This is a genomic window from Plantactinospora sp. B6F1, from assembly GCF_040120695.1.
Taxonomy (GTDB): domain Bacteria; phylum Actinomycetota; class Actinomycetes; order Mycobacteriales; family Micromonosporaceae; genus Plantactinospora.
Genome location: NZ_JBEEAC010000001.1, coordinates 404,540 through 429,175 on the forward strand (window position 1 = coordinate 404,540; position 24,636 = coordinate 429,175).

16 protein-coding genes are annotated in these 24,636 nt (G+C 72.5%); 5 read left to right on the forward strand and 11 right to left on the reverse strand.

Annotated features, from left to right (window positions below; translation table 11 throughout):
- Positions 1–39 precede the first annotated feature (39 nt).
- Positions 40–915 (reverse strand): universal stress protein, encoded by an 876-nt coding sequence (locus ABNF97_RS01545; protein ID WP_130462741.1) that lies wholly within the window; start codon positions 913–915, stop codon positions 40–42.
- 281 nt (positions 916–1,196) lie between these two features.
- On the opposite strand from ABNF97_RS01545, the gene ABNF97_RS01550 reads away from it, so the two are divergent.
- The gene (locus ABNF97_RS01550) at positions 1,197–1,910 is read left to right on the forward strand and encodes a CBS domain-containing protein (protein ID WP_349337383.1); all 714 of its coding nucleotides are present in this window, start codon (positions 1,197–1,199) and stop codon (positions 1,908–1,910) included.
- A 96-nt stretch (positions 1,911–2,006) separates the two neighbouring features.
- Positions 2,007–2,480 (forward strand): cyclic nucleotide-binding domain-containing protein, encoded by a 474-nt coding sequence (locus ABNF97_RS01555; protein WP_130462743.1) that lies wholly within the window; start codon positions 2,007–2,009, stop codon positions 2,478–2,480.
- Positions 2,481–2,514: 34 nt separating this feature from the next.
- Here the strand turns inward: ABNF97_RS01555 and ABNF97_RS01560 are convergent, their stop codons facing one another.
- Positions 2,515–3,501 (reverse strand): Acg family FMN-binding oxidoreductase, encoded by a 987-nt coding sequence (locus ABNF97_RS01560; RefSeq protein ID WP_349337384.1) that lies wholly within the window; start codon positions 3,499–3,501, stop codon positions 2,515–2,517.
- A 242-nt stretch (positions 3,502–3,743) separates the two neighbouring features.
- Here ABNF97_RS01560 and ABNF97_RS01565 point away from each other — a divergent pair, with 242 nt between their 5' ends.
- Positions 3,744–5,576, forward strand: coding sequence for an AMP-dependent synthetase/ligase (locus tag ABNF97_RS01565; protein WP_349337385.1), 1,833 nt, complete (start codon positions 3,744–3,746; stop codon positions 5,574–5,576).
- Between the two features lie 37 nt (positions 5,577–5,613).
- Here ABNF97_RS01565 and ABNF97_RS01570 read toward each other — a convergent pair whose 3' ends face one another.
- Both ABNF97_RS01570 and ABNF97_RS01575 read right to left on the reverse strand, forming a co-directional pair.
- Complete coding sequence (locus tag ABNF97_RS01570) at positions 5,614–8,409, reverse strand: wax ester/triacylglycerol synthase domain-containing protein (RefSeq protein WP_349337386.1); 2,796 nt, start codon at positions 8,407–8,409, stop codon at positions 5,614–5,616.
- Positions 8,410–8,513: 104 nt separating this feature from the next.
- Positions 8,514–10,163, reverse strand: a complete 1,650-nt coding sequence (locus ABNF97_RS01575) for an esterase/lipase family protein (protein WP_349337387.1) — start codon at positions 10,161–10,163, stop codon at positions 8,514–8,516.
- A gap of 304 nt (positions 10,164–10,467) precedes the next feature.
- Here ABNF97_RS01575 and ABNF97_RS01580 point away from each other — a divergent pair, with 304 nt between their 5' ends.
- The gene (locus ABNF97_RS01580; protein WP_349337388.1) at positions 10,468–11,481 is read left to right on the forward strand and encodes a DMT family transporter; all 1,014 of its coding nucleotides are present in this window, start codon (positions 10,468–10,470) and stop codon (positions 11,479–11,481) included.
- A gap of 31 nt (positions 11,482–11,512) precedes the next feature.
- Here ABNF97_RS01580 and ABNF97_RS01585 read toward each other — a convergent pair whose 3' ends face one another.
- From ABNF97_RS01585 to ABNF97_RS01595, 3 genes are all read right to left on the reverse strand, one after another.
- Positions 11,513–17,008: an ATP-binding protein gene (locus tag ABNF97_RS01585; RefSeq protein ID WP_349337389.1), complete on the reverse strand. Its 5,496-nt coding sequence runs from the start codon at positions 17,006–17,008 to the stop codon at positions 11,513–11,515.
- 204 nt (positions 17,009–17,212) lie between these two features.
- Positions 17,213–17,944 carry a DUF6766 family protein gene (locus tag ABNF97_RS01590; RefSeq protein WP_349337390.1) on the reverse strand — a complete coding sequence of 244 codons (732 nt, stop codon included), beginning with the start codon at positions 17,942–17,944 and terminating at the stop codon, positions 17,213–17,215.
- A gap of 231 nt (positions 17,945–18,175) precedes the next feature.
- Positions 18,176–18,868, reverse strand: coding sequence for a hypothetical protein (locus tag ABNF97_RS01595; RefSeq protein ID WP_349337391.1), 693 nt, complete (start codon positions 18,866–18,868; stop codon positions 18,176–18,178).
- 482 nt (positions 18,869–19,350) lie between these two features.
- Here ABNF97_RS01595 and ABNF97_RS01600 point away from each other — a divergent pair, with 482 nt between their 5' ends.
- Positions 19,351–20,328: a DNA topoisomerase IB gene (locus ABNF97_RS01600; protein ID WP_349337392.1), complete on the forward strand. Its 978-nt coding sequence runs from the start codon at positions 19,351–19,353 to the stop codon at positions 20,326–20,328.
- A gap of 140 nt (positions 20,329–20,468) precedes the next feature.
- Here the strand turns inward: ABNF97_RS01600 and ABNF97_RS01605 are convergent, their stop codons facing one another.
- The 4 genes from ABNF97_RS01605 to ABNF97_RS01620 all read right to left on the reverse strand — a co-directional run bounded on the left by ABNF97_RS01605 (position 20,469) and on the right by ABNF97_RS01620 (position 24,205).
- Positions 20,469–21,131 (reverse strand): DUF3618 domain-containing protein, encoded by a 663-nt coding sequence (locus ABNF97_RS01605; protein WP_130462751.1) that lies wholly within the window; start codon positions 21,129–21,131, stop codon positions 20,469–20,471.
- Positions 21,128–21,571: a phage holin family protein gene (locus ABNF97_RS01610; protein ID WP_207230510.1), complete on the reverse strand. Its 444-nt coding sequence runs from the start codon at positions 21,569–21,571 to the stop codon at positions 21,128–21,130. Before ABNF97_RS01610 ends, ABNF97_RS01605 begins: the two co-directional genes overlap by 4 nt.
- Positions 21,568–22,179, reverse strand: coding sequence for a hypothetical protein (locus ABNF97_RS01615; protein ID WP_165436713.1), 612 nt, complete (start codon positions 22,177–22,179; stop codon positions 21,568–21,570). The genes ABNF97_RS01610 and ABNF97_RS01615 overlap by 4 nt, the downstream gene beginning before the upstream one ends.
- Before the next feature lie 493 nt (positions 22,180–22,672).
- On the reverse strand, positions 22,673–24,205 hold the full coding sequence (locus ABNF97_RS01620) for an FAD-dependent oxidoreductase (protein WP_349337393.1): 1,533 nt from the start codon (positions 24,203–24,205) through the stop codon (positions 22,673–22,675).
- Between the last annotated feature and the right edge of the window lie 431 nt (positions 24,206–24,636).

Sequence of the window (24,636 nt, forward strand, 5' to 3'; positions counted from 1 at the left end):
GACGTACTGCCGTGCCGGCGGCCCGGGCGCCGCGTCCGCTCAGCCGGCGGCCGACGGAAGTTCCCGGACCACCGCGACCGGGCAGTGGGCGTGATGCAGCAGTTGCTGGCTGATCGAGCCGAGCAGCAGCCCGCCGAAGCCGCCGCGCCCTCGGGAGCCCACGACCACCAGTTGGGCGTCCCGGCTCGCCTCGACCATGACCTGGCCGGCCGGACCGGAGATCACCTCGGCGACCACCTCGACCCGCGGATAGCGGCTCCGCGCGTCGGTCAGCAACTCGTCGAGTTCGATCCGCTCGGCGGTGGCCTGGTCCTCCGGCCCGTAGCCCGGGGGCTGCCAGCGCGGCGCGACCGGCGTCCAGGCCCGGACGACCCGTAGCACGCTGCCCCGGGCCGAGGCCTGCGCGAAGGCGTACTCGAGGGCCAGCAGCGCACACGTGGAGCCGTCCACGCCGACGACGACCGGGCCCTCCGGCCGCTCCTGCTCGCCCCGGACCACGACGACCGGGCAGTGCGCGTGCGCCGACACGGTGACGCTGGTGGACCCGAGGAGCAGACCCGCGAAGCCGCCGAGACCACGACTGCCCAAGACCAGCAGGCTGGCCTCGTGCGAGTGCTCCCGGAGCAGGATCGCCGCCGAACCGTCCAGGACGGTGCTGGTCACCACCACCTGCGGGTGCGTCTGGAACGCCTCGAGTATCACGGCGTCGAGCATCTTCTGCGCGTCCTCCCGGGCGCCCTGGTCCGGCCAGGTCGTCGCCATCGGGGCGACCGTGCTGGCCACGGTCGGCCACTCGAACGCGAAGAGCAGCCTCAGCTGCGCGCCGGTGCGGGCTGCCTCGTCCAGCGCCCACTGGAGGGCGGCCTTCGCGCCCTCGGACCCGTCATATCCGACGATGATGGGGTGTGCCTTCATGATCTCCTCCAACTGGGCTTCCTGAACCGAACGTAACGGCGCGGGGGCCGTCCGGTGTAGGGCCGATGGTCAGCCCCGTGAGTGACCCTTTACCCGTGCCGGCCGGCCGCACCACCTGGGGGATGCAGGGTCACTCGCCTTCGGCGACCGGGCCGTTCGGCCCTGTACAAGTCGGGCCGGGTGGCGTGCCATAGAGGGGTGGGCCGGCCTGATCCGGCGAACCCGGGCAGTTCCGGTGGGTGCGCCGTGTCGTACCGGCGACGCCGGGGAAGGAGAGGGCCATGAAGAAATGGACGATACGGGACGTCATGACCACCGATGCCGTGGCGGTACCCGAGGACGCCAGTTACCGAACCGTCGTCGACCTCCTCGCCGAACGCCGGATCAGCGCGGTGCCGGTGCTCGACCCGACCGAAAGGGTGGTCGGGGTGGTCTCCGAGGCCGATCTGCTCTACAAGGTCGAGTTCGCCGGTACCGCCGCCGAGCATCGCCGCTTCCCCAACCGCCGGCGGCCCGAGCGGGAGAAGGGCGAGGGTAGGACCGCGCGGGAGTTGATGAGTGCGCCGGCGGTGACCACCGGACCGGACACCCCGCTGCCCGCCGCCGCCCGGCTGATGGCCGAGAAGGGCGTCAAGCGGCTTCCGGTCGTCGCCGACGACGGCACCCTGGTCGGGATCGTCTCCCGCGCCGACGTGCTGAAGGTGCACCTGCGCCCCGACCCGGAGCTTCGGCGCGACATCGAGGACGAGGTACTGCGGCGGACGCTGTGGCTGGAACCGTACGAGGTGCAGGTAGAGGTCGACAGCGGAGTCGTCACGCTGCGGGGCAACCTCGACCGGCGCACCCTGGCCGAGCTGACGGTCCGGATGGTCGGCGCCGTGCCGGGCGTGGTCGCGGTTCACGACCACCTCAGCTTCGACCTGGACGATGCCGAGCTGGCCCGGTCCCGGTGGGGGCGGTCCCACCCGTTCAGCACCACGGACCCCTCGACCTGAAGGCGGCGTGTCCGGAAGCGACCACCTGCGCGGGTGCCTGGACCTCGTCTCGGGTACCGAGCCTGACGACACCGGTACGGCAGATTGGGGAGAGTCATGACAAGCATCCGTGACCTGCTGGCCGGGCAGCCGTTCGTCGACGGTCTGGCCCCGGCCTGGCTCGACCGGCTCAGCGCGTACGCCCACCCGGTGTACCGCAACCCCGGTTACCGGCTCTTCGCGGCCGGGCGCCCGGCGACGCGCTTCTGGCTGCTGCGCACCGGGCGGGTGTCGCTGGACCTGCCGACGCCGGGCCGGGGCGACGTGGCCATCGAGACCGTGGGCGCCGGCGACCTGCTGGGCTGGTCCTGGCTGTTCCCGCCCCAGCGGTGGCAGTTCGGGGCGGTGGCGGTCGAGCCGGTCCGGGCCGTCGAGTTCGACGCCTCCGGCGTGCGGCACCTGATGGAGGATGACACCGCGCTCGGGTACGAGCTGACCCGCCGGTTCATGGCCGTCATGCTGGACCGGCTCCAGGCCACCCGTACCCGCCTGCTCGATCTCTACGGCTACCCGGAGTGCCGCGCCTCGTAAGCCTGCCCGCGCGGGCCGCGTAGGGCCGGTCGGGTCAGCCGGCGGCGACCTCGATGGTCTGCGCGGCCGGCAGCCGAGGAGTGTGCGGTGGGCCGGCCGTCGCCGGATCGGCGGTGCCGAGCCGCACCACCAGGTACGGGTGACCCAGGTTGCTGACCACCGCCCGCAGCACCTGCCGGGTGCTGGGCAGCTCGATGACGGAGCTGAACGGCAGCACCGTGACACCGAGTTCGGTCGCGCTCAACCAGCCGGCCGAGAGCGCCATACCGGCGCGGAGCCAGTCGGCCGGCTGGTCACCCGGGCCGTACAGGATCGCGTACCTGGCCGCGCGGTCGTGTCCCGGGCCGACCGCGAGGGTCCCGGCCCGCACGAAGTCGCGGCCCGGGACGGTGGTCTGCGGTGCCTGGGCGGGGACCACCTCGTCCGGGATGCCGGTGCCCTCCGGCCGGTCGCCGCCGCGCCAGTAGGTCAGCTCGGTGCGCTGCTCCTCGTCCTCGGTCTCCACCCGGTCGGCGTGCGACGCGGCGGCGGCCAGTTCGAGGACCTGGTCGGGGGTGAGGACGTGCCACCGGATGCCCTCGGCCGTCACCGCGCGGCGGATCGCGGCGATCGCCTCCGGGCTGGCCGGGGTGTCGCTGACCGGCCGGCGATCGGTGTGCCGCAGCCGCACCGACTGGAACCGGCGCATCGCCTCCGGGTCCACCCCGATGTGTCCGGCCGGCCTCACCCGGGCCAGGTGGTCGGGATCGGCCGGGTCGGGCAGGTGGGTCACCGCCACCGACCAGCCCTGCGCGGCGAGCGCCACCACCGCGTGGTGCAGGGCGGCCCCGCAACTCACGGTCAGCAGCCGGCCCTCCGGGTCGGCGGCCCGGAGTTGACGGTCCCGGACCGCGTACAGGTCCAGCGCGTCGGCGGTGACCCGCCAGCGCCAGGGTTGCGTGTTGTGCACGGACGGTGCGTACCCGGCAGCGCTCGCGGCCTCGGCAAGGACCGCCGTGCCGGGACGTGCGGCATCGGTCATTGATCTTTTCCTCCTGCCCTCATCCTCCACCACGGCGGACCGGGACGCGCGGCCACCATCGCGGCGAGCCGGATCGTGGTGTCAGGTCACCACCACCTCCGCCAGCTCGGATGCGGACCGTGGCGCCGGCTCGGTTTCGGAATTCGCCGTCGGGCCGGGCTGTCGGTGCGACATCATGACCGGAGCAGACCTTGGTCGCGGTGCCGGAGCAGGACCGCCGAGGGTGATTGCGAGGTGGCCGGGTGCGGAACGTGACCGCGGCTCCGCCGCTCGCCGGTCTCCGGCCGTCGGGCCTGGCCGAGGTGGTGTGGGACAACGCCCGGCAGGATCCGGAGGCCGTGCAGTTCGTGCGTCCGGATCCGGACCCTCGGGCGTGGCCGGCGCGGCGCGCAGGGCGCGGCGGGGCCGTCCCGGTCTCCTGCCGCCAGTTCCGGGACGAGGTGCAGGGGCTCGCGCGAGGGTTCGTCGCGGCCGGGATCGGACCCGGCGACCGGGTCGCCTTGATGAGCCGTACCCGTTACGAGTGGACGCTGGTCGACTACGCGCTCTGGTCGATCGGGGCGATCACCGTCCCCGTCTACGAGACCTCCAGCCCGGAGCAGCTCGGATGGATACTGTCCGACTCCGGCGCGGTGGGATGTGTCGTGGAGACCGCCGAGCATGCCGCGATGCTCGCCGGCCTCCGCCCCGACCTGCCGGCGTTGCGGCAGACCTGGCGGATCGACTCCGGTGACCTGATCGAGCTGGCCGCGCACGGCCGCGCCGTCGACGAGGCGGAGGTGGAGTCACGTCGGCGGGCGGTCACCGCCGCGGATGTGGCGACGATCGTCTATACCAGTGGCACCACCGGACGGCCGAAGGGATGCGTGCTGACACACGGCAACATCTCCTGCGACGTCGCCGCCGCGACCGCGGTGCTGTCGCAGCTGCTGCATTCCGGCGCGACGACCGTGCTGTTCCTGCCGCTCGCCCACGCGTTCCCCCGGCTGATCCAGGTCGGCATGGTGCACAACCGGGCCACCCTGGTGCACGGCACCGAGAGCGCCGGAGTGCTCGATCAACTGCGCCGGTACCGTCCGACGTTCATTCTCGCGGTGCCCCGGGTGTTCGAGAAGATGTACACCCGGGCCCGACAGGCGGCCGACGACACCCACCGCGGGTGGTTGTTCGGCGCGGCGGAGATCGTCGCCGTCCGGTACAGCCGCGCGGTGCAGACCCGGCGCGGCGGCCCGGGACCGCTGCTGCGGCTGGCCCGCCTCGGGTTCGACGTCCTGGTGTACCGCAGGCTGCGCGCCACCCTCGGCGGGCGCTGCCGGATGGCGATCGTCGGCGGCGCCCCGCTCGGCGAGCGGCTCGCCCACTTCTTCCGGGGCGCCGGCGTGGCCGTGCTGGAGGGGTACGGGTTGACCGAGACGTCGCCCGCGCTGACGGTGAACCTTCCGTCGGCGACCCGGATCGGCACGGTGGGACGCCCGCTGCCCGGCGTGGAGATCCGGATTGCCGACGACGGTGAGGTGCTCGCCCGCGGCGAGGTGGTGTTCCACGGCTACTGGAACAACCGCGACGCGACCCGCGACACCTTCACCGACGGCTGGCTCCGTACCGGGGACCTCGGCAGCGTCGACGACGACGGCTACCTGAGCATCACCGGACGCAAGAAGGAGATCATCGTCACCGCCACCGGGAAGAACCTCGCGCCCGAACCCGTGGAGGAGCGGGTCCGGGACCACCCTCTGGTCAGCCAGTGCATGCTCGTCGGCAACGGCCGTCCCTATGTCGCCGCGCTCGTCACCATCGACCCGCAGGCATGGCTGCGGTGGCGGGGCGCGCACGGTCGACCCGACGGTTCCGTGGCCGAGCTGCGGGACGACCCGAATCTCCGGCGCGAGATCCAGGTCGCGGTCGACCGGGCCAACGAGACGGTGTCGAGGGCGGAACGGGTGAAGAGCTTCCGTATCCTGCCCCGGGAGTTCACCGAACCCGACGGCGAACTGACCCCCACCCTCAAGATCAAACGCGACGTGGTGGAGGGCCACCACGCGGCAGAGATCGAGGCGCTGTACCGCGGCCACTGACCCGTTGAACCTTCCGCGTCGGGTTCCAGGTCGGATTTCAACCTTCCGCGTCGGGTTCCAGGTCGGAAGGGCTGCTCCGCGACATCTCGGTGAACGCGGCATGCAGCGCGGCCACGAACGGGCCCGCGGTGTGGGCCAGCGTCTCGTCCAGCAGGATTCCCACGTTCGTGGTGTCACCCCAGCGCAGCACGCCGACGCCGATCGGCACGCCGTCGGCTAGTGCGACGACCGGCGTGACGGCGCGGACGGGTGCACCGGCCAGCCGGTGCGGATGCGGCGAGCGCTGGCTCAGGTAGGAGACGATCACGTTGAGGAAGCGGTGGTTGTAGACCCGGCGGGCCAGAGCGCCGTGGATCGGTGCCGGCAGCACACCCATTGCCCTCATCACGAGGATGGCGGCGAGTGGTTGCCCGCTGGTCACGCTGCTCCGCAACCGATCACGTACCTCGGCCAGACGCCGGAGCGGCGGCAGCGGCTCGACCGGCAGGTCGAGGGCGATCGCCCCGGTCCAGTTTCCGTGGGTCCGCGAGCGGTCCCGGGGGTCCAGGGAGACCGCGAACATGGCGCGCAGGCCGCTGGTGGCCGCGGGTGGGAGATAGATGTTCCCGAGCGCCTCGGCCACCAGCGCGCACATCAGCTCGCTGATGTGCGCGCCGCTGCGTCGCGCCACCCGACGCAGTTCGTCACTGGGCAGCGTGGTCGAGACGAAGACCCGACCCGGGGTGCGGAGCGGGCGGTTGACGGGGGTGCGGGGGGCCCGCCCGGCCACCGCCAGCCGGGCGAGTCCGCGCATCGTGCCGAGGGTGCGCCGGGTGCCGCTCCTGGCCGCCTCGGCAAGTGCCTTCCCACGGGGCCGGACGGCGGGTCGGCGCGCCGGCCCGGGAGGTTTGCCATGGCCGTTCGGTTCGGGGGGCGGATCGAACAGGCGCTGTACGGTACCGATCACGGACAGGCCGTCGCCGAGGCTGTGGTGCACCTTCACCGCGAGCCGGGTACGGCCGCCGGCCAGGCCGGTGACCAGCAGCACCTGCCACAACGGTCGGTGCATCGGCAGTGGCTGCGACCAGAAGAGGTCGATCGCCGAGTCGGCGGCGCTCTCCGCGGAGCCGGACGGCAGGTGATGCTCGTCGACGTGGTCCGCGGGATCGACCCAGGGGTCGACGACCCAGCCGGGCCGCCGCCACCGGCCGCGCCCGGACAGCCGGCGACGAAGTGTGGTGATCGCGGGCAACCTCCGGGCCAGCAGGTCGACGATCTCGTCGCGTTCGACGGGACGACCGTCCGGCAACGGGCCGAGTTCGAGCACCGCGCCGATCTGCTGGGCGACCGTCGGGGACTGGACGTGCAGGAAGAAGGCGTCCTGGGCGCGTAGCGGCCAGCTCGGGGCACGCCGGGGTCGGCGCCGCCGTGGGTCCGTGGCGCCTGGGCGGCTTTCGGGGTGGGCGCCGGTGGCGGGTGCCGTCAGCACCGCCGGCACCGACGCCGGCACGCTGGACACCGTCGCCGGCGCGCTGGACACCGACGCCGGCACGCTGGACACCGACGCCGGCACGCTGGGCATCGACGCCGGCACGGCCGAGATCGGCTTGGGCAGGGCGGGCACCGACGTCGGGCTGGGCGCGGGCGGGGCCGGGACCGGCGGCGGAGCCGGGGTCGAGGCGGCCAGGGCGAGCAGGCCGAACTCGGCCAGGCACGCATCGCCGTCGTTCAGGTAGGGGCGCGGGGAGGCTCCGCGCGCCGCCGCCAGCCGTACCCGGCGCAGCAGGTCAGGCAGGTCATGGGAGGTATCGGTCAGCCCGCAGGCCGTCATCAGGGCGGCGTTCGCGGCACCGTGCGCGGCGATCGGGCGGTACATCAGCATCGGGGTACCGGTCGCCCACGCCTCCAGCGCGGTGGCGCCGCCGGCGTTGGTCACCAACAGGTCAGCGGCGCGTAGCAGGGCGGGCATGTCGTCGACCCAACCGAGCACCCTGAGCCGGTCCGCCGGTGTCCCCAGCCGGGTGAGCCGGTCGGCGAGCTGCCGGTTGTGCCCGCAGACCACGACCACCTGCACCGGGCCGGCGAGCGTGGCCAGCCCCCGGACCGCCTCCTCGACCGCCCCGAATCCGAACGAACCGCAGGCGACCACGACGACGTACCGGGAGGTGTCCAGCCCGAACAGCTCCCGGGCGGCGGCCCGGTCACCGGGGTGGAAGCGTTTGAGCACCGGCGGCGGGCAGACGGCGATCGGTGCCCCGGGTGCGGCGGCGTCCGCCAGCGGTACGGCCTGCGGGTGCACCACCAGGTTCAGGTCGAGTTGCGGATAGACCCAGAACGGGTGCGGGGCGAAATCCGACACCCAGGCCCCGATCGGCACCCCGAGCCCGCGGTGCCGACGCAGCCAGGCCAGACCGGCGCTGCCCAGCGGGTACGTGGAGATGACGAGGTCGGGGTCGAACGCCTCGATCCGGGGGCCGAGCCGACGCCCCGCCCAGGCTCCGGTGAACGCCTTCGACGCCCGGGCCAGCCAGGGGTACCGCCACAGGGAGCGGAAGAAGAACTCGTACAGCCAGGGGGTCAGCTCGACGTTGGTGACGTAGACGCGGCGGAAGGCCGCACCCACGCCGGGCCCCATCACGTCAAGGGTGTCCAGCCACCGCACCGTGCTGCCCGGCCACAACTCCAGGATCCGCTCCTGCAGCGCCCGGCCGGTCGCGTCGTGCCCACCGCCGATGTCGGCCGAGACCACCAGCACCCGACGCGGGGTCGCCGCCGTGACGGGTGGGTGCGGGGGCGGGTCCGGCGGTTCACGGCTGACCACACGACGGAGCGCGCTGCCACCTCCATCAGTCATGCCGTCTCCTCGTCGAGCGGCCCTTGGCCGACCGGGCCCGGTTCGGGTCAGCGGCGCGGATCGCCCGGCGCGCGCCGGGGTCTCCGTCGTCCATGTTCAGATTGTCACGGCGGGGCCGGATGGGTCTGCCAGACCGGGTTGAGCGAGAAAACCAGGCTCGGCGCCTGCCAGGCGGCACCGGCGGCGCGCAGCGCCCGGTACCCGCCGTCCCCACCCGGGCCGGGTGGGGTGCCGTGGAGAAACGCGACAAGGAGCCGCTGGGTCCTCGCCCTGCCGTAGTCCATGGCGTGCCGTTCGGGAACGATGACGACCGGGATCCGCGGCTCGGGGCCCGGCGGGTTCGTGAGGGCGTCGAGCAGGGGCAGGAACGCGATCATCCGTACGCCGGCCACCGGGTCGAGCATCCGGTTGCGGTACCGGGGCGCCTCGTCCAGCAGTGACCGGGCGAAGGGGGTGTCGCTGCCGAGGTCCGAGCCGCCGGTCCTGGTGACCACCGCGAAGATGATCCGCAGCTGCCAGCCGGTCGCGATGCCCCACCCGGTGCGCGCCCCCGCCGCCGGATAGTAGACGCGGGCGGGTTGCGGAAGCGGGCTCAGCAGGGCGACGGCGTCGACGTCGGGATGCGGGTCGTCGTCCAGGTAGGCGCGTACCACCAGGGTTCCCTGGCTGTGTGCGAGCAGCGCCACCGGCCGTCCGGTCCGCCGACGTACCTCGATCACCTGGGCGGCGAGGAGTCGCGCGCTGCGGGTGAGCGCCTGGTGCGTGTCGGCGGGTGAATAGGGCAGTGGCCGACCCTCCCGGTCGAGCCCCGCGTAGGAGAACCGGTGCAGCGGCAGCGACGGCCGGCCCGCCGGGTCGGGGAGGTGGCCGGTCGTGCCGTCGTACCGGGAGTCGTAGCCGCCGACGTAGAGCAGCGCCTGTTCCGGCGCGAGGTCGCCGTCCCGCTGCACCAGCGCCGGCGGGGGACGCGCCGCGGCACCCGAGCCGGACCGGGCCAGCAGCCCGCTGCCGGCGAGGGCGAGCAGCAGTACCACGACGACCGCCGGTACCGTCGGCACCCGCGGCAGCCGCGATCGGCCCAGTACCGCGCTGGCGACGAGCGCCCGCCACAGCGGTGCGTTGACCGCGCCGGCCGCGGCGGCCAACGGCACGGCCGCCCAGCCGGGGCCGAGGCCGACGACCATGGCCCCCACGGTGAGCGCACCGAAGGTGGCCGCAGCCCAGAGCACCGCCCCCGGGGGCGGTAGCCCCCGCCACCACGCTCCGGTCATCGGTCCCCGCTGCAGCACCATGGCCAGGACGAACAGCGCGAGCACCGTGCCGACCGAGAACCAGGACAGCGCGGTGGCGCCGGCCGCCACGGCGATCGCCGTCCACGGCGCGAGCGCGACCGCGGTCGCCGCGGTGACGGCCAGACCGGTACGCGCCAGCCGGCGTACGGGTGGACGGGGCCGCTGCGGGGGCCACGCGACGACCACGAGCGCGACCGTGAACAGCGTCCGGACCACGATCGCGGCGAGCAGCGCGAGGGTGAAGGAGAGCCAGGAGTCGTGGTAGACGAAGACCCAGCGCAGATCGTGGAAGACCCCGAACGGGTTGGCCGCGCCGGCCTGCGGGGCCATCCCGAGCGCGGACCGGTTCGCGGTCCAGCCGAGCACCGCCGCCTCGATCGCGGCGGGGCCGGCCGTCAGAGCGAGCAGCAGCGGCACCCGCCCCCGCGGCCCGCGCCGTCCGACGCCGCTCGCCTCGGCCACCCGCTCACGTCCGTTCCGCCACGCTTCTGCCCCGCCCACGCCTCGCCGGCGAGCCGGCTACCCGCGACCGGGGCGGGTAAACCGGTGCGACCGGTGCCGCTCCGGCGAAGGTTTGTCGGCGGTCCGCCGGGGAACGCCTCCGGCGGTCCGCCCCGGCGCCGGGTGGGCCCGACCACTCGCCGGCCTGTCGGCCGGCCCGGACCGTGGCGCGGATGCCGGAGCGGACACCGCGGAGCATGGCCGGACACCGGACCATGGCGCGGACACCTGGCCGAGGAGCTGCGATGCCCGGACCTACCCGTCGGTGAACCAGGACACACAGCTGGCGCTCGGCACGGCGCTCGCGGTGGCCGCCGCCGCCGCGTTCGGCACGTCGTCGGTCCTCCAGTACCGGGCGAACCAGGGTGTACCGCAGGAGCGGGTGGCTCAACCGAAGCTGCTGTGGCGGCTGTGGCACCGGCGCAACTGGCGGTGGTCGATTCCACTGGCGGTGGTGGCCTTCGTGCTCCAGGCAGCGGCACTCGCTCTCGTACCGCTGATCCTGGTGCAGTCGGTCCTGGTGACCGGCCTGCTCTGGTACGTCCTCCTGCTCGCCGCCCTGGAGCACCACCGCCCGGACGGACCCATCCTGCTGGAGTCGTTCCTCTGTCTCGCCGGCCTCTCCGCGTTTCTGCTGATCGCCGCGCCCACCGGGAGCCGCAGCCCGGGGCTGGACGCGATGGGCGACGGTGTCTGGTTAGCCGTCGGACTCGTCGGCATCGTCGCCGGCTGCCTGCTGCTCGCCGCCCGGCTGGGCCGCCGGTTCCGGCCACTCCCGCTGGCGGTCGCCGCCGGCACCTGCTACGGCGTCACCGCCGGCCTGATCAGCAGCCTGGCGCACGCCTTCGGCGACGGGCCCGTCGCCGTGCTGGGGCACTGGCAGACGTACGGCATCGTGGTGCTCGGCCCGATCGGCGTCCTGCTGAGCCAGAACGCGTACCAGGCCGGGCCGCTCGGCGCGCCGGCGCTGGCGACGTTCACCGTCACCGATCCCGTGGTCTCCATGGCGGTCGGACTGCTCTGGCTGGACGAGCGGATCCGGACCGACGCGTGGAGCCTGTTCGGCGAACTCGCCGCGCTCGGCGGACTCATCGTCGGCGTGTTCCTGCTCGCCCGACGTGCCCCGACGGCGAACGATCGCGCTGCCCGGGGGTCGCCGAAGGCGGCCGACGCCCCGGGTTCGCCGAAGGCCACGGAGGCTCCGGGGTCGCCGAAGCCCGCCGACGCCGGGCCGGGGAAGAATCCCGGCGCACCGGGCGGAGACGCCACCGGCGACTAGGTCCGGGCGTGCCGTTTCCGGACGTCGGGGCTCACCCGACCGCCGCCGCCGTCGCCGCACCCCGGCCGGTCCGGCCCAGACGCGACTCGATGGCCTCGATGACCCGGGGCCGCAGCTCCACCGCCCGGATGACGGCGTCCACGGAGCCGACCTCGACCGCGCGCCGAATGTCGTGCACGCGGTCGAACTCCGCCGCAACCTCGCCGAGCTTCTCGGCCCGCACCGAGGCGCGGAACTCGTCGAGTTCGGCGGTCAACGCGGCGCGGTCGGCGCCGGAGGCGGCCGCGACCCGGGACTCCAGGTCCCGCACCCGCGGGTCGGCCGCGGTGCGGGCGTCGACGTCGCCGGTGAACACCACGGCAGCGGCCGGAGCGCCGCCGAGCACCGAGGCGAACGAGCCTTCCAGGGCCAGCACGGTCATGTTGGGGTTCAGCGCCTTCGAGAACACCACGAAGGCGCCACCGTGATACCGCGAGATCACGCAGAACACGATGGGTCCGCGGAAGTTGACGATGGCACGGCCGATCTCGGCGCCGTACTCCAGTTGCAGCTTCCGCATCGACTCGGGCGATCCGTCGAAGCCCGACAGGTTGGCCAGTACCACCAGCGGCCGGTTACCGCTGGCCGCGTTGATCGCCCGCGCGGCCTTCTTCGACGACGCCGGGAAGAGCGTGCCGGCGGTGTAGGCGTCCGGACCGTCGGTGGGCGGGAAGCCGCGCCGTGCGACCGTCCGGGACTCGATGCCGAGCAGGCACACGGGGATGCCGCCGAGATGCACGTCCTGCACCACCGAGGTCTCCGCGTCGGCCATACCCGCCCAGCGTTCCAGCACCGGGTGGTCCTGGTCGGCCAGCGCCCGCATCACGCTCCGGATGTCGAACGGCTTCTTGCGATCCGGATTGATCGTCGCGGAGAAGATCTCGCCCACCGTGCTGAAGTCGCTGCCCGGGATGGCGTGCGGGAAGTCGGAGATGTCCCGGTCGATGGGGTCGGTGGTGATGCCGCGTCGCGGTGCCTCCTCGCCCGGTGCGACGTACGTGTGCGCATAGTGCGACATCAGCACGTCCCGCGCGGCGGTCAGGTTCGGAGCCCAGTACTGCGCCTGCCCGTTCGGGCCCATCACCCGGTCGTAGCCGCCGATGCCGAAGTTGTCCTCGGCGGAGACGCCGCCGGAGAAGTCGAGCGCCTGCTTGCCGGTGAGCACCATCGCCGAGTCGGGCGTCATCACCAGGATGCCCTTGGTGTGCATGAGCATCGTCGCCTCGGCGTTCCAGTACGGCTGCGCACCGACGTTGATGCCCGTGACCACGATGTTGATCTCGCCGCCGTGCTGGGTGAACTCGACGATCCGCTTGAGCGCGGCGGCCACCCAGTCCATGTTCTCGGTCCCCGACGTCATCGAGATCCGGGCGCCGGAGGAGAGCGTGTACCACTCCACCGGCACCCGCATCCGCTCGGCCAGGTCCAACGCGGCGATCACCCGGCGGCATTCGGGCTCCGAGAGCGCACCCAGTGACTTGGTGGGGTCGCCGAGCAGTACGACCCGGGTGACGCCCTGCGGGTGCCGGGCGGTCGGTGTGCTGACCACTCCGGCGACGATCGCGGCGGTGTTGCGGCCCTTCGGCCGGTCGACCGGCACGAGCGCGTGGTCGCCGTCGAGGTCGTACTCGACGAAGTCGCCGAGCAGGCCGGTGAGCTCGTACGGGTACACCGTGTTGCGGCTGCTCGCCCGCAGCACCTTCAGCCGGTAGTCGTCGAGCGGCTCGACCGGGTCGGTCGGCGGCTCGCCGACGGTCAGTTCGGCGCCGCCGGTGGCGTCGAAGGAGATCCGCACGGCGATCTTGGTCAGCTCGCCGCTCCTGCGGTCGCGCTGCCGCGCGATGAACAGAATCTCCTCCAGCCCGGCTCCCGCGGTCGTCGGGCGCACCCGCCCGGCGATCATCTCCATTTCCGCCCGGGTCAGTTCGCTCGGCGGCCAGACGTAAATCACGATCCGGTTGGTGTTGAAGCGCGTCTTCGACGGCCGCCGCGACTGGGCGCGGCGGATCGAGTCCAGGCAGGCGGCGACGGTGCCCTCGGTCGTCGGCAGCGAGACCAGCCGGCCGTCCTGCTCGCGCAACTCGGTCAGGTCGCGCACCTGCGCGAACGCCACGAGGCGCTGGTCGGACGGGTTCTCCCGGGCCACGCACCGGAAGAGGTAGACCTCCTCGTCCAACGACGGCAGCCGGGTCAGGTCGAACCTGTGCAGCCGCTCCAACTGCATCCGCTGCGCGATGTACGGGTGCAGGCCGCGGATCAGCCGCTCCTCGGCCATCCCGCTGCCCGTCGGGCGGAACGTGAAGTGGTGGTGCATCACCGCTCCGTGCCGGCCCGCGACGGTGGTGGTGAGCCGGCGGACCTGGGGCGGCAGCGGGTTCGCGGCGATGACCTCCAGCAGTCCGGCCGCCATCGCGTCGAAGTCCTCCGGCTGGTTCTCCCAGCCGAGGTAGAGGTCGGCGTCGACGGAGTCCTCGTCGCTGGCCATCTCGGCGAGCCCGCGCAGTGCCCCGTCCAGCGCGTCGAAGCGGACCGCGGCGGAGACCAGACTCGAGTCCGCCCGTTGGGCGACCACGAAGGTGCAGCCCGCGACCTGCCGGGTGGCGACGCCGGTGAGCCCCTTGTTGCCGTAGTACCGCCGGGTCAGCACCTCCAGCATGACCGCGTCGTCGGGGTGGTCGCGGAGGAGTCGCTGGCCGAGCAGCCGGACCAGGGGCTCGGTGCTGCGCACCATCTCGGCGATCCGCTCGGCGCGGTCCGGCGAGTCGGGCCGCGCGTCGAGGTGACGCAGGTGTTTGCGGACCCGGGCGTACACCAGAGCACGGTTGCGCCGGAGCAGCGGCTGGGCGAACCAGGCGAACACCACGCCGCGGGCGAGGTCGGCGACGGCCGGGAAGCGGACCTGGGTGGCGGCCACCAGCCGTTCCAGCGCCAGACCGGCCGGCTCGCGCAGGGTTTCGTCCGGCGGAGGCTCCCGCAGCCACGCCCGGAGCAGTGCCGCGACGACCGTGGCGTCGGCGGCAGCGCGTTGCTGGGCGAGGAAGATCCGGAACACGGCCGCTTCGAGTGCGGGGGAGCGCTCCAGATCGGTGACGCCGTAGTGTCCGAGCGCCCGGGCGAGCTTGGCCTGGAAGCCGGTCGGCAGTCCGGCCCGCTCGACGTCGAGGCTCTGCAGATAGGTGTGGAAGTACTCGCGGGCGCTGTGCACATGGGCCTCGCCGCCGCCGTCCTCGCCGGTGGGCCGGTTGCGGCTCAGCTCGGCGAGGTTGGCGAAGACGTCGACGAGGTCGAGTTCCTCGGCCAGCGGCCGGTGGCCCTCCGCGATCGTCGCCTGCCGCGTGACGAGGTAGTCGTCGAGTACCCGGCGGTCGTCGTGCGGGTCGACGTCGAAGCCGAGCAGCAGGCCGCGCAGGTCCTCCTGGCCGCGTCGGGTACGTCGCCGGACCGGGATCTCCGCTGGCGCGGCCGGCAGATCCAGCTCGACGGTGGTGGCGGCCGGGGTGTCGACGGCCCCGTCACCGAGCGGTTCCAGCCGCAGCAGCGGTGCGCCGGCCTGCACCTGGCTGCCGACCGAGACGGCGCATTCCTTCAGCCGTGCCTTGAACGGCGCTCGCAGCACCGTCTCCATCTTCATCGCTTCCAGCACCAGCACCGGCGCGCCCGCCTCGACCTCGGCGCCGAGCGGCAGCGGCGTGGCGACGACCAGCGCGGGCATGGGGGAGCGGAGCACACCGCCCTCGTCCCGGCTGACCCGGTGCGTCACACCGTCCACCTCGACCAGGTGGGTCGGTCCGTGTGTCCCGGTGAGCAGGCGGTACCGGGCGCCGTTGACGACGATCTGTCCGCTGTGCCGGTCGAAGCGATCGAGTTCGACGTCGGCGGTGCGGACCTCGTCGCCCAGCTCGATGCCGACCCGGAACCGGTGCGGGCTGATCCGCGCCACGCGTAGCCGGTAGCCCACCCCGCGCAGCTTGAGGTCCAACGGTCGGCCGCTGGAGTGCTGCACCTGGGGGCGTCCGCCGGAGGCCGTCGCGAGCAGCCGCCGCCGCTCGACGCGTTCCTCCTCCTCGTACGTCTCGATCGCGGCCGCCGCCAGCGCCACGGCGGAGTGTCGGTGCGCGACCAGCCTTCCGGTACTCCGGACCCGGTCGATCCAGCCGGTGTCCGCGCTCGCGTCGATCACCTCGGGCTGGTCGAGCAGGTCGAGCACGAAGCTCTTGTTCGTCGCGCCACCCTCGATGATCACCGTCGTCTCCGCAAGCGCACGCCGCAGCCTGCCCAGCGCCTCGTCGCGGTCCCGGCCGTAGGCGATGATCTTCGCAATCATCGAGTCGAAGTCGGCCGGGATGGTGTCGCCCTCGCTGACGCCGGTGTCCACCCGGATGCCCGGCCCGGCGGGCAGATCCAGCCGCACGATCCGGCCCGGCGACGGCGCGAAGTCACGATCCGGGTCCTCGGCGTTCAGTCGGGCCTCGATGGCGTGCCCGCGCTCCACCGGCGGCGTGCCGTCGAGGCGTCCGCCCAGGGCCACGTGCAGCTGCGCCTTGACCAGGTCGAACCCGGTGGTCGCCTCGGTGATCGGATGCTCGACCTGCAGCCGGGTGTTGACCTCGAGGAAGGCGAACATCCGGTCGCCGGGGTGGTAGAGGAACTCGACGGTTGCCGCGCCCCGGTAACCGACCGCGACGGCCAGCCGCTCGGCCGAGGACTTCAGCTCGGCGGCCTGCGCCGGGCTGAGTACCGGCGACGCCGACTCCTCGACCACCTTCTGGTTGCGCCGCTGCACCGAACAGTCGCGTACGCCGAGCGCCCATGCGGTGCCCTGACCGTCGGCGATCACCTGGACCTCGACATGCCGGGCACCGGTGACCAGGCGCTCCAGGAACACGACCCCGCTGCCGAACGCCCGCGCCGCCTCCTGGCGGGTCCGCTCGAAAGCGTCGGCGAGTTCGGAATCGTTCGTGATCACCCGGATGCCGCGCCCGCCGCCGCCGGCGGTCGCCTTCAGCATCAGCGGGTAGCCGATCTCGGTTGCCGCCGCCAGAGCGGCGTCCAGGGTCTCGACCGCACCGCGACTCCACGGGGCGACCGGCACCCCGACCTCCTCGGCGATCAGCTTGGCGCCGATCTTGTCGCCCAGTTGGCGCATGGCGTCCGGGTTCGGCCCGACGAAGGTGACACCGAGCTTCTCGCACAGCTCCGCGAACGCCGGATCCTCGGCGACGAAGCCCCAACCGACCCATGCGGCGTCGGCGCCCGACCGCAGGAGCGCGCGCTCCAGCGCCGCCATGTCGAGGTACGGACGCTGGGACGCGGGGCCGAGGTAGTGGCCGAAGTCGGCCTCACGTACGAACGTGGCGGTGCGGTCGACGTCGGTGTAGAGGGCGACGGTCTCGATCCGCTTCCCGGTCTCCGCAGCCAACTCTCGGACCGCGTGGATGAGCCGCATCGCGGCCTCACCACGGTTGACGATGGCGATACGGCTGAACACCCGACCGACCCCTCTGGTAGACCCACCACGACGTCGCCGCGGGACGGCTTCCCCCGACAGTGATCACCCTTCTGCCTGGGGCCGGATGGCGCCATGTTGTACGCGCCGAACAGTACGCGGCCCGGTTTGTAGGAACCCGACAAACCCTTTTGGCTGTCCTCGCTCCTGATGCGGCCGGCCGGGGCTACCCGGGTGCGGGCGGTGTCACGCCCCGGTCTCGTGGTGCGGGGTGCTGACCGGCTTGGACTCCGGTGACCCGTGCTGGCGTAGGAAGATGCTGAGCACGATCAGTGTGCCGACGGCGAGGAATTCGCTCTGCCAGTTCTGCATCGACTGGAACCAGAATTCGCTGCTGCGGAGGAACTCCCATGCCGAGATCGGCGGCGCTCCGGTTGCCAACGCCTGTTGTTCGTTGTATTCGGCGGTGCCACCGAGCAGGTGCAGAACGAACGAGGCACCGAACAGCAGGAAGAGCGCGATGGCGAGGCTGTTGCGGTACAGCGCCAGCAGCAGGCCACCGGTACGTACCGGCCAGGGGGAGTTGGACTTCGCCCTGGTCGGGTTGTCACCTGGCCGGTCGTGGTCCGGATCGGGCCTGGACTCGGCCGAGCCGCGCTGGACGAGATAGACCGTGAGCAGCACGTACGCACCCATCTGGAGGAACTCCGACTCCCAGTTCTCGAACACCGCCTCGGCGAAGTGTCCCGTACCGAGGTAGTCGAGAAAGCCCTCCGGGCGCACCCCGGCCTGGACCAGTTCGTCGTTGCGGGTCTGCCAGCCGAAGAGGCTCTGCAGCGCGAGGAAGAGCAGGAACGCGGCGAACATCGTCACGGCCAGTCCGTTGTCGCGCAGCCAGCGCCGGGTCCGGGTGGCGGGCTTCGGACCCGAGGCGCGACGCCCTCGGGGCCGCCCTGTGGTGACCGTCTGCTGTCCCATACCGGGATCTCCTCTCCCGGAGGTGCCGTTCCCCGGGTCAGGGAATCCCTCCTGCCAGGGCGTTGCTTCCCTGGGCAGGTTCGCAGAAAACCTGGTCACGGCGTGTCGCGAGCGGAGATCAGTGCTGGTGAATGGGTGGCTGCCGCGGTGGTCGGTCCGGGTGTGGAGACGCCGCTGGCCGGGTCCCCGGGGGTGGGGACCCGGCCAGCGGGTTGGTGTTGGTGTGGTGTGTCAGCTGTTGGTCCAGGCGTCGGCTACCAGGTCGGCGGCCTGGTCCTCCCACTGTGCGTACGCGTCGGGGTACGCCGAGACCTGTACCTTCTGCGCGGCGACGGTCAGCGGCAGGTTCTGCCAGCCGTCGATCTGCTTCAGTCCGGTGAGGAACGCGGTGGTGGAGTACTCCGGATCGGTGATCTGTTCCACCGAGCCCCAGCCCGAGGACGGGCGCTGCTGGAACAGGCCCTGCGAGTCGTGGTCGTTACGGGCACCCAGGTGACCCAGGTTCTCCAGCTTCGACTCCTGCAGGCTGGTACCGACCGCGATCACCGCGGCCCGTTCGTCCAGGCCGGCCTTCTTGGTGGCCTTCACGATCGCCCTGACGTTGTCGGACTGCTCACCCGACAGCGGGATCCTCGACTGCTTGCCCTGCACACCGTGCGGTACCAGCTTGTCCCGCGACGGCTTACGATCCTTGGCACGCTTGTCGCTCTTGCCCTTGCCCTTGTCGCCCTTGTCGTCCTTGTCGGCCAGGACCGACTGCGACACCGGGGAGCCGACATGCTCGGGGGCGGCCTGCGCGGCGACGGCCGGGCCGGCGACGGTACCGCCGACGAAGGCCAGACCAGCCACACCCAGGGCGGTCCTACGGATCAGGGAGGTCTGCGCGATGGCCGGGAGCCATCGGCTGAACATGGTGGTGTTCATGATGGTCTTCCTTCCAATCGGGGATGAACACCCCACCGGGGGGATGGGGTGTCATTGGAGGAGAGAGGGGTACGCCCACACACGGCTCCAGGGGGTGCCGGTACTCGGGCGAACACAGTATGTAACGACTGGTGGCCCGGGATCATTCCCCGGCGCCTGGCCACCAGTGCAGGTCACGGCTGGTGGTACTCGGTCGCACGGGTGGTGTAACGACTGCCGGCCTGCCGACATTCCACCGACCACCCAGTCGATCATCGAACCACCCAGGCTCGGGTGGAATGGTCCAGTACCACACACCAAGGCCCGGATGCCCGCATCACACCAACCGGGCGCCGTGGCCCGACCACGAGGCAACAGCCGGGAGCCGCAGCGCGTACCCGATGTGCCCGGGTGTCCGCAGTGGTGGCCACCGGTCGTCACGGGGGAGTGCCCGCGCGGATCCGGGGGTAGAAGCCCGGACATGGCAGCAGCGGTGGTGAGCTGTGCGGTTGCGCCGATCTGATCTGGGCGCGCCAGGTTACGGCCGCCGGCGGCGGGGGCGCGGAGTGACCTTTCTCGACCGCGAAGGGCGGACGATCACCGATCCGGCCCAGCGGAGCCGGCTGCGTGGCCTTGCCATCCCGCCAGCCTGGCGGGACGTCTGGATCTCGCCCGACCCGCGGGGTCACATCCAGGCCACCGGCATCGACGAGGCCGGGCGCAAGCAGTACCTCTACCACCCGGTATGGCGGGAACGCCGGGACCGCGAGAAGTTCGCGCATGTCGTCGACGTCGCCGGGCATCTCGGCCAGTTACGTAAGCAGATCGATCACGATCTGCGCGAGCGCGGCCTGACCCGGTCACGGGTGCTGGCCACCATCGCCCGCCTGCTGGACCTGGGAATGTTCCGAATAGGCGGCGACCAGTACGCGGCCGGGGAGGTGCCATCGTTCGGCGTCGCCACGCTGCGCCCGGAGCACGTCCGGGCAGCCGCCGGCTGTGTGGTGCTGGAGTTCCCCGCCAAGGGCGGCGTCGCGCAGAGCCGGCGGGTGACCGACCCTGACGTCTGCCAGGTACTGCGAGATCTGAGGCGGCGGCGCCGGGGGCGGGACCGGTTGTTCGGTTACTGGCAACGGCGGCGCTGGTGGGACGTACGCGCCGAGGAGGTCAACGACTATCTCCGCGAGGCGGGCGGAACCGACATGACGGCGAAGGACTTCCGCACCTGGCATGCGACCGTGCTCGCGGCCACCCGGCTGGCCACGGCCGGGCCACGGAACTCGGAAGCGAAACGGCGGCGGGTCGTCGCCGGGGTGATGCGGGAGGTGGCCGATCTTCTCGGCAACACTCCGGCGGTTGCCCGGGCCTCGTACGTCGACCCCCGCCTTCTCGACCTCTACCGGGACGGCCGGCTAGCACCGTTGGCTGGAACCTCCGGCGCAGCGGCCGAGCAGGCCGTTCTCGGCCTGCTCGGCGGCTGATCGCGGCCCACTCGGCGAGTGACCAGAGGTCCGTCGAGCCGTTCGGCACGTCCGGCCAGTCGTTCGGCACGTCCGGCGGGTGAGTCGTTCGGCACGTCCGTCCGGTCGCCGGCAGGGTGCCTGGAGCGCGCCGGCCCCGGTCAGCGGCGGCGCACCTCGCCCATCGTCTCCTGGCTCTGCCCCCGCAGGTCCTCCGCAGACGAGCGCGCCTGCTCCCGCATCTCGCCCGCATGCTGGCCGGCGCGGGAGCGGACCGCTTCGGCGGCCTGCTGGGCCGGTTCCCGAAGGTTCTGCTGCGTCTGCCGGGCCATACCACTGGCCTGCTGCTTGAGCTGGTCGGAATGCTCGGCGATCTCGTCCCGGACCCGGCCGACCATCCGCCGCTCCGCCGGACTGGCCGGCAGCAGCGCGGAGGCGAGTACGCCGAGCCCGAACGCGACAAGGCCCGCCGCGAGCGGATGCCCCTCCGGCAACTGCCGGGTCTGCTGACCCAGCTCCTGCGCCCGATGGCCGGCCGAGGAGATCTGCGCCTGCGACATTTCACGGGCCCGCGACATGCCACCGCGTGCCTGGTGGGCACCTTCCCGCACATGGGACATCGCACCGCCGACGTCCTGCCGGGCGTTCTCGGCGCTGCCCATCACCGTCTCCCGCGCCCGCTGCCAGGCGTGCCGGGCCCGGCCAACCTGGTGCTGAGCCGCGTTGCGCGGGTTCATCCGGTCGCTGAGCGCGTTCAGGTTCTCACCCAGACGGTCCTGGGTACGGTCGGCGTCGGCCCGGATCGAGCCTGGGTCCGTACTCATCCTTGTCCCCCCGATCGATGCTGTGTCCGGTCACGCATGGCGGCAGGCATCCGCCGAATCGACTCGGACGTCTGCGGCAGCGGCCGGAGGCTGCGTGCCTGACGCCTGGCCACCCCGACGAGAGCGGCGGCGATCACCGCCCACACTCCGGCCACGACCAGCGCCGCCCAGCCCTGGTCCATCACGTTCGACAAGCCCCACCACAGGGCGTACGACAGGAACAGCAGCACCATCAGCGCGCCGAGCGCGGCGCCGCCGAACATCCCGGCGACCTTGCCCGCGGTGCGCATCTCCTGCCGCAGTTCCACTTTCGCCAGCTGGATCTCCTGGCGAACCAGGGTCGACGTGTCGCGGGTGACGGCGCCGAGGAGCTCGCCGATCGAGGCGCGGGCGGGGTCCTGCTCGCGGTCCGCGCCGAGCCCACCCGCCGAGACGCTCACCGCCGTACCCCGCTGGTCCGTCCGCCACCGCCACCGGGCCCGCCGCGCTGCCCCGCCTCCGTCTCCGGAATCGGGTGGCCGTGCGGTTGCCCGGTCTGCCCCGGCTGACCACCGATCCCGGAGGGTTGCCCGAGCATGTCTCCCGGCCGGACACCCGGTTCCGTGCGCCCTCCGTCCGGGTGCGGACCGGACGTGCCGCCCTGCAGGGTGTCCCGGGTCCGGGTCAGTCGTCCCGCGATCACGCCCGCGACCGCGGCTCCGGCGAGGAAGATCCCGGGGTTACGGCGGGCGTAGTTGCGCACGTCGTTGAGTACCATCCCGGGTTCGCGCTGGTCGAGCCAGTGCGCCGCCTGCTGGACGCGTTCGGCCGCGTGCCGGACCAGGTCCGTGCCGACGCCCGGGTGGTCGCTGCGCTCAGACATCGCCCGCAACTCGTCGCCGAGGGCCCGCAACCCGGAGGCGGCGCGCTGCTGCTGAGCACCCGCCTGTTCCTTGAGCTGTCCCGACGCCTGCCCCATCAGATTCTGGGCCTGCCGTCCCGCCTCGGCCGCGATGTCCCGTCCCCGGTCGGTCGCGCTGTGTGCCAGACCGCTACCGGCCTGTGTCAATCGCTGTCCGGTCTCCGTGGCGCCCTGCCGGGCAACCTGGGTCTTCGACCGGTGACCGTCACCAGACGGGTCAGTGATCCTGTCCTGTGTCATCTCCGCCCCCAGCTTCGCCCGCGGTGTCGACGGCCGGTTACCCCGCTGACCGGGCGTTATACCGACACGGCGGATCGTCCTGCCCTTTCTCGCCCCGAGGTCGTCCGAGCTCGGGCCCGGTTCGCTGCGCTCAGTGGAATCTGACCCGTTCGTACCGGCTTGGCGGGTTTGGCCGCTCCGTCGGCGGAAGTCCGGGATCTCAGTCCTCGGCGGAGCCGGGCCTGGCTCGGCGTTGATGACCGGGGCGTCGACGGGGTGGCCCGTCGCGGTGACCCGGTCGTACGGCCTACTGGACGCCGGCGGGCGTCGCCCGGTCGGCCTGGACGGGCTCGACAGTGACACCCAGCGCCCCGACGGCACGGGCGGCGCGGACGATACGGTCGTCCTCGGCATGTCGCCATCAGTTGCCGGCCCCGTCCGCGGGCGGCAGCGGCGTTGTCGCGGGTCCGTGCAGCACCGCACCGTCGACGTCGAAACGGGAACCGTGACAGGGACAGTCCCAGGTCTTCTCGGCATCGTTGAACGCGACGACGCAGCCCAGGTGGGTACAGGTCGCCGAGACCGAATGCAGGTCGCCGGAGTCGTCGCGGTACACCGCGCACCGCCGCCCGCCCATCCGGATCACGGCTCCGTCCCCGGGTGCGAGCTGCTCGGGGGAGTCGGCGTAGGTGGCCGGTCGCAGCCGGTCCCGGACGAACCGCCGGGCGACGTTGACCGCGGCCCTGGCCAGCGGTACCGCCTCGACCAGGGGATGCAGGCGACGTGGGTCGTAGAGCCTGCTCCAGGGCGGCGGGGTCGTGCCGTCGATGAGCGCGGTCAGCAGGCGCCCGGCCAGGACTCCGTTGGTCATGCCCCAGGCGTTGAAGCCGGTGGCGACGTAAACGTGCGAGGCACCCGGATGCAGCAGACCGATGTGGGGGACCCGGTCGGTGCTGGTGTTGTCCTGGGCCGCCCAGTGGTACGCCAGCGAGTCGACCGGGAAGTGGTTCCTGGTCCAGGAAACGAGTTTGTCCAGGCGCTCGCCCACCCCGGGAGTGCCCGGTTGGAACGACTCGCCCGTCACGATGAGTAGCCGACGCCGGTTGCCGTACGGGGCGGTACGGATCGAACGGGTGTTCTCCTCCGGCGTGACGTACATGCCGGCCGGATCGTCGCCGGCGTCTATGACGGCGGCGACGACAAGCTCCCGGTGCGGTACCAGCCGGGTGAACAGGCCGGCCCGGTCGAAGATCGGGTAGTGGGTAGCGACCACCACGTCCCTGGCCGTCACCGTGGCACCGCTCTCGGTCTGGAGCCGGCACGGCTCGCCCTCGGTAAGGTCGACGACGCGGGTACGTTCGAAGATCCGTCCGCCCCGGCCGACGAGGTCGGCGGCGAGCGCGAGCAGGTACCGGCGGGGATGGAACTGGGCCTGCTGCTCGACCCGGACGGCGGCACCGATCGGGTAGGGCAGTCCGGACTCGGTGACCAGCGACGCGGGAAGGCCGGCGAGGCGCGCCGCCTGGACCTCGGCCTCGATCTGATCGCGCTTCTCCTTTGGCAGGTACGTGTAGGCGGGGAGCCGCTCCAGGTCACAGTCGATCCCGAGCTCGGCGACTGTCGCGGCGACGTGCTCGATGGCGTCAAGCTGCGATTCGCCGTACCAGCGGGCGGCCTGCTCGTCGAGTTTCGACCGCAGGTGGGCGTAGACGAGACCGTGCTGGGCGGTCAGTTTCGCGGTCGTGTAACCGGTGACTCCGGCGGCGATCCGGTCGGCTTCGAGGAGCGCGACCGACGCTCCGGTCCGAGCCAACTCCCAGGCCGTGCTGAGGCCCGCGATACCGCCGCCGATCACTGCTACGTCGACCTCGACGTCGTCGGCCAGGCCGCCGAACGATGTCGCCGCGGTCGAATCCATCCAGTACGACTCCGCCGAGCCCGATCCACTCGCCATGCCGTCGCTATACCCGCGCCCGCTGGCGGCCACGCCCATGCTGCACGCCGAGCCGCCCATGCTGGCCGCCGCCCATGCTGCACGCGGACCGCCCATGCTGCACGCGGACCGCCCATGCTGCACGCGGACCGCCCATGCTGGACGCGGACCGCCCATGCTGGACGCGGACCGCCCATGCTGCACGCCGAGCCGCCCATGCTGCACGCCGAGCCGGGGCCGGTGTCCCGGCCTGAGCGGCGGGGCGTTCTCGGCGGCGGGCGGGAGAGGTCGGGCTCGGCAAACGCCCGGTACCGGGTGGCGTCCGGCCGGCCGCCGGCCGTCCCTGACCGGCCGCCTTACCCGGCGGCCCGGTCCAGGCCCTTCTCGCGGATCTCCCAGGTGGGGGAGTGGGGGGTCGGGGTTGTACGGCCGGTTCGGGCCCGTGGTATCGA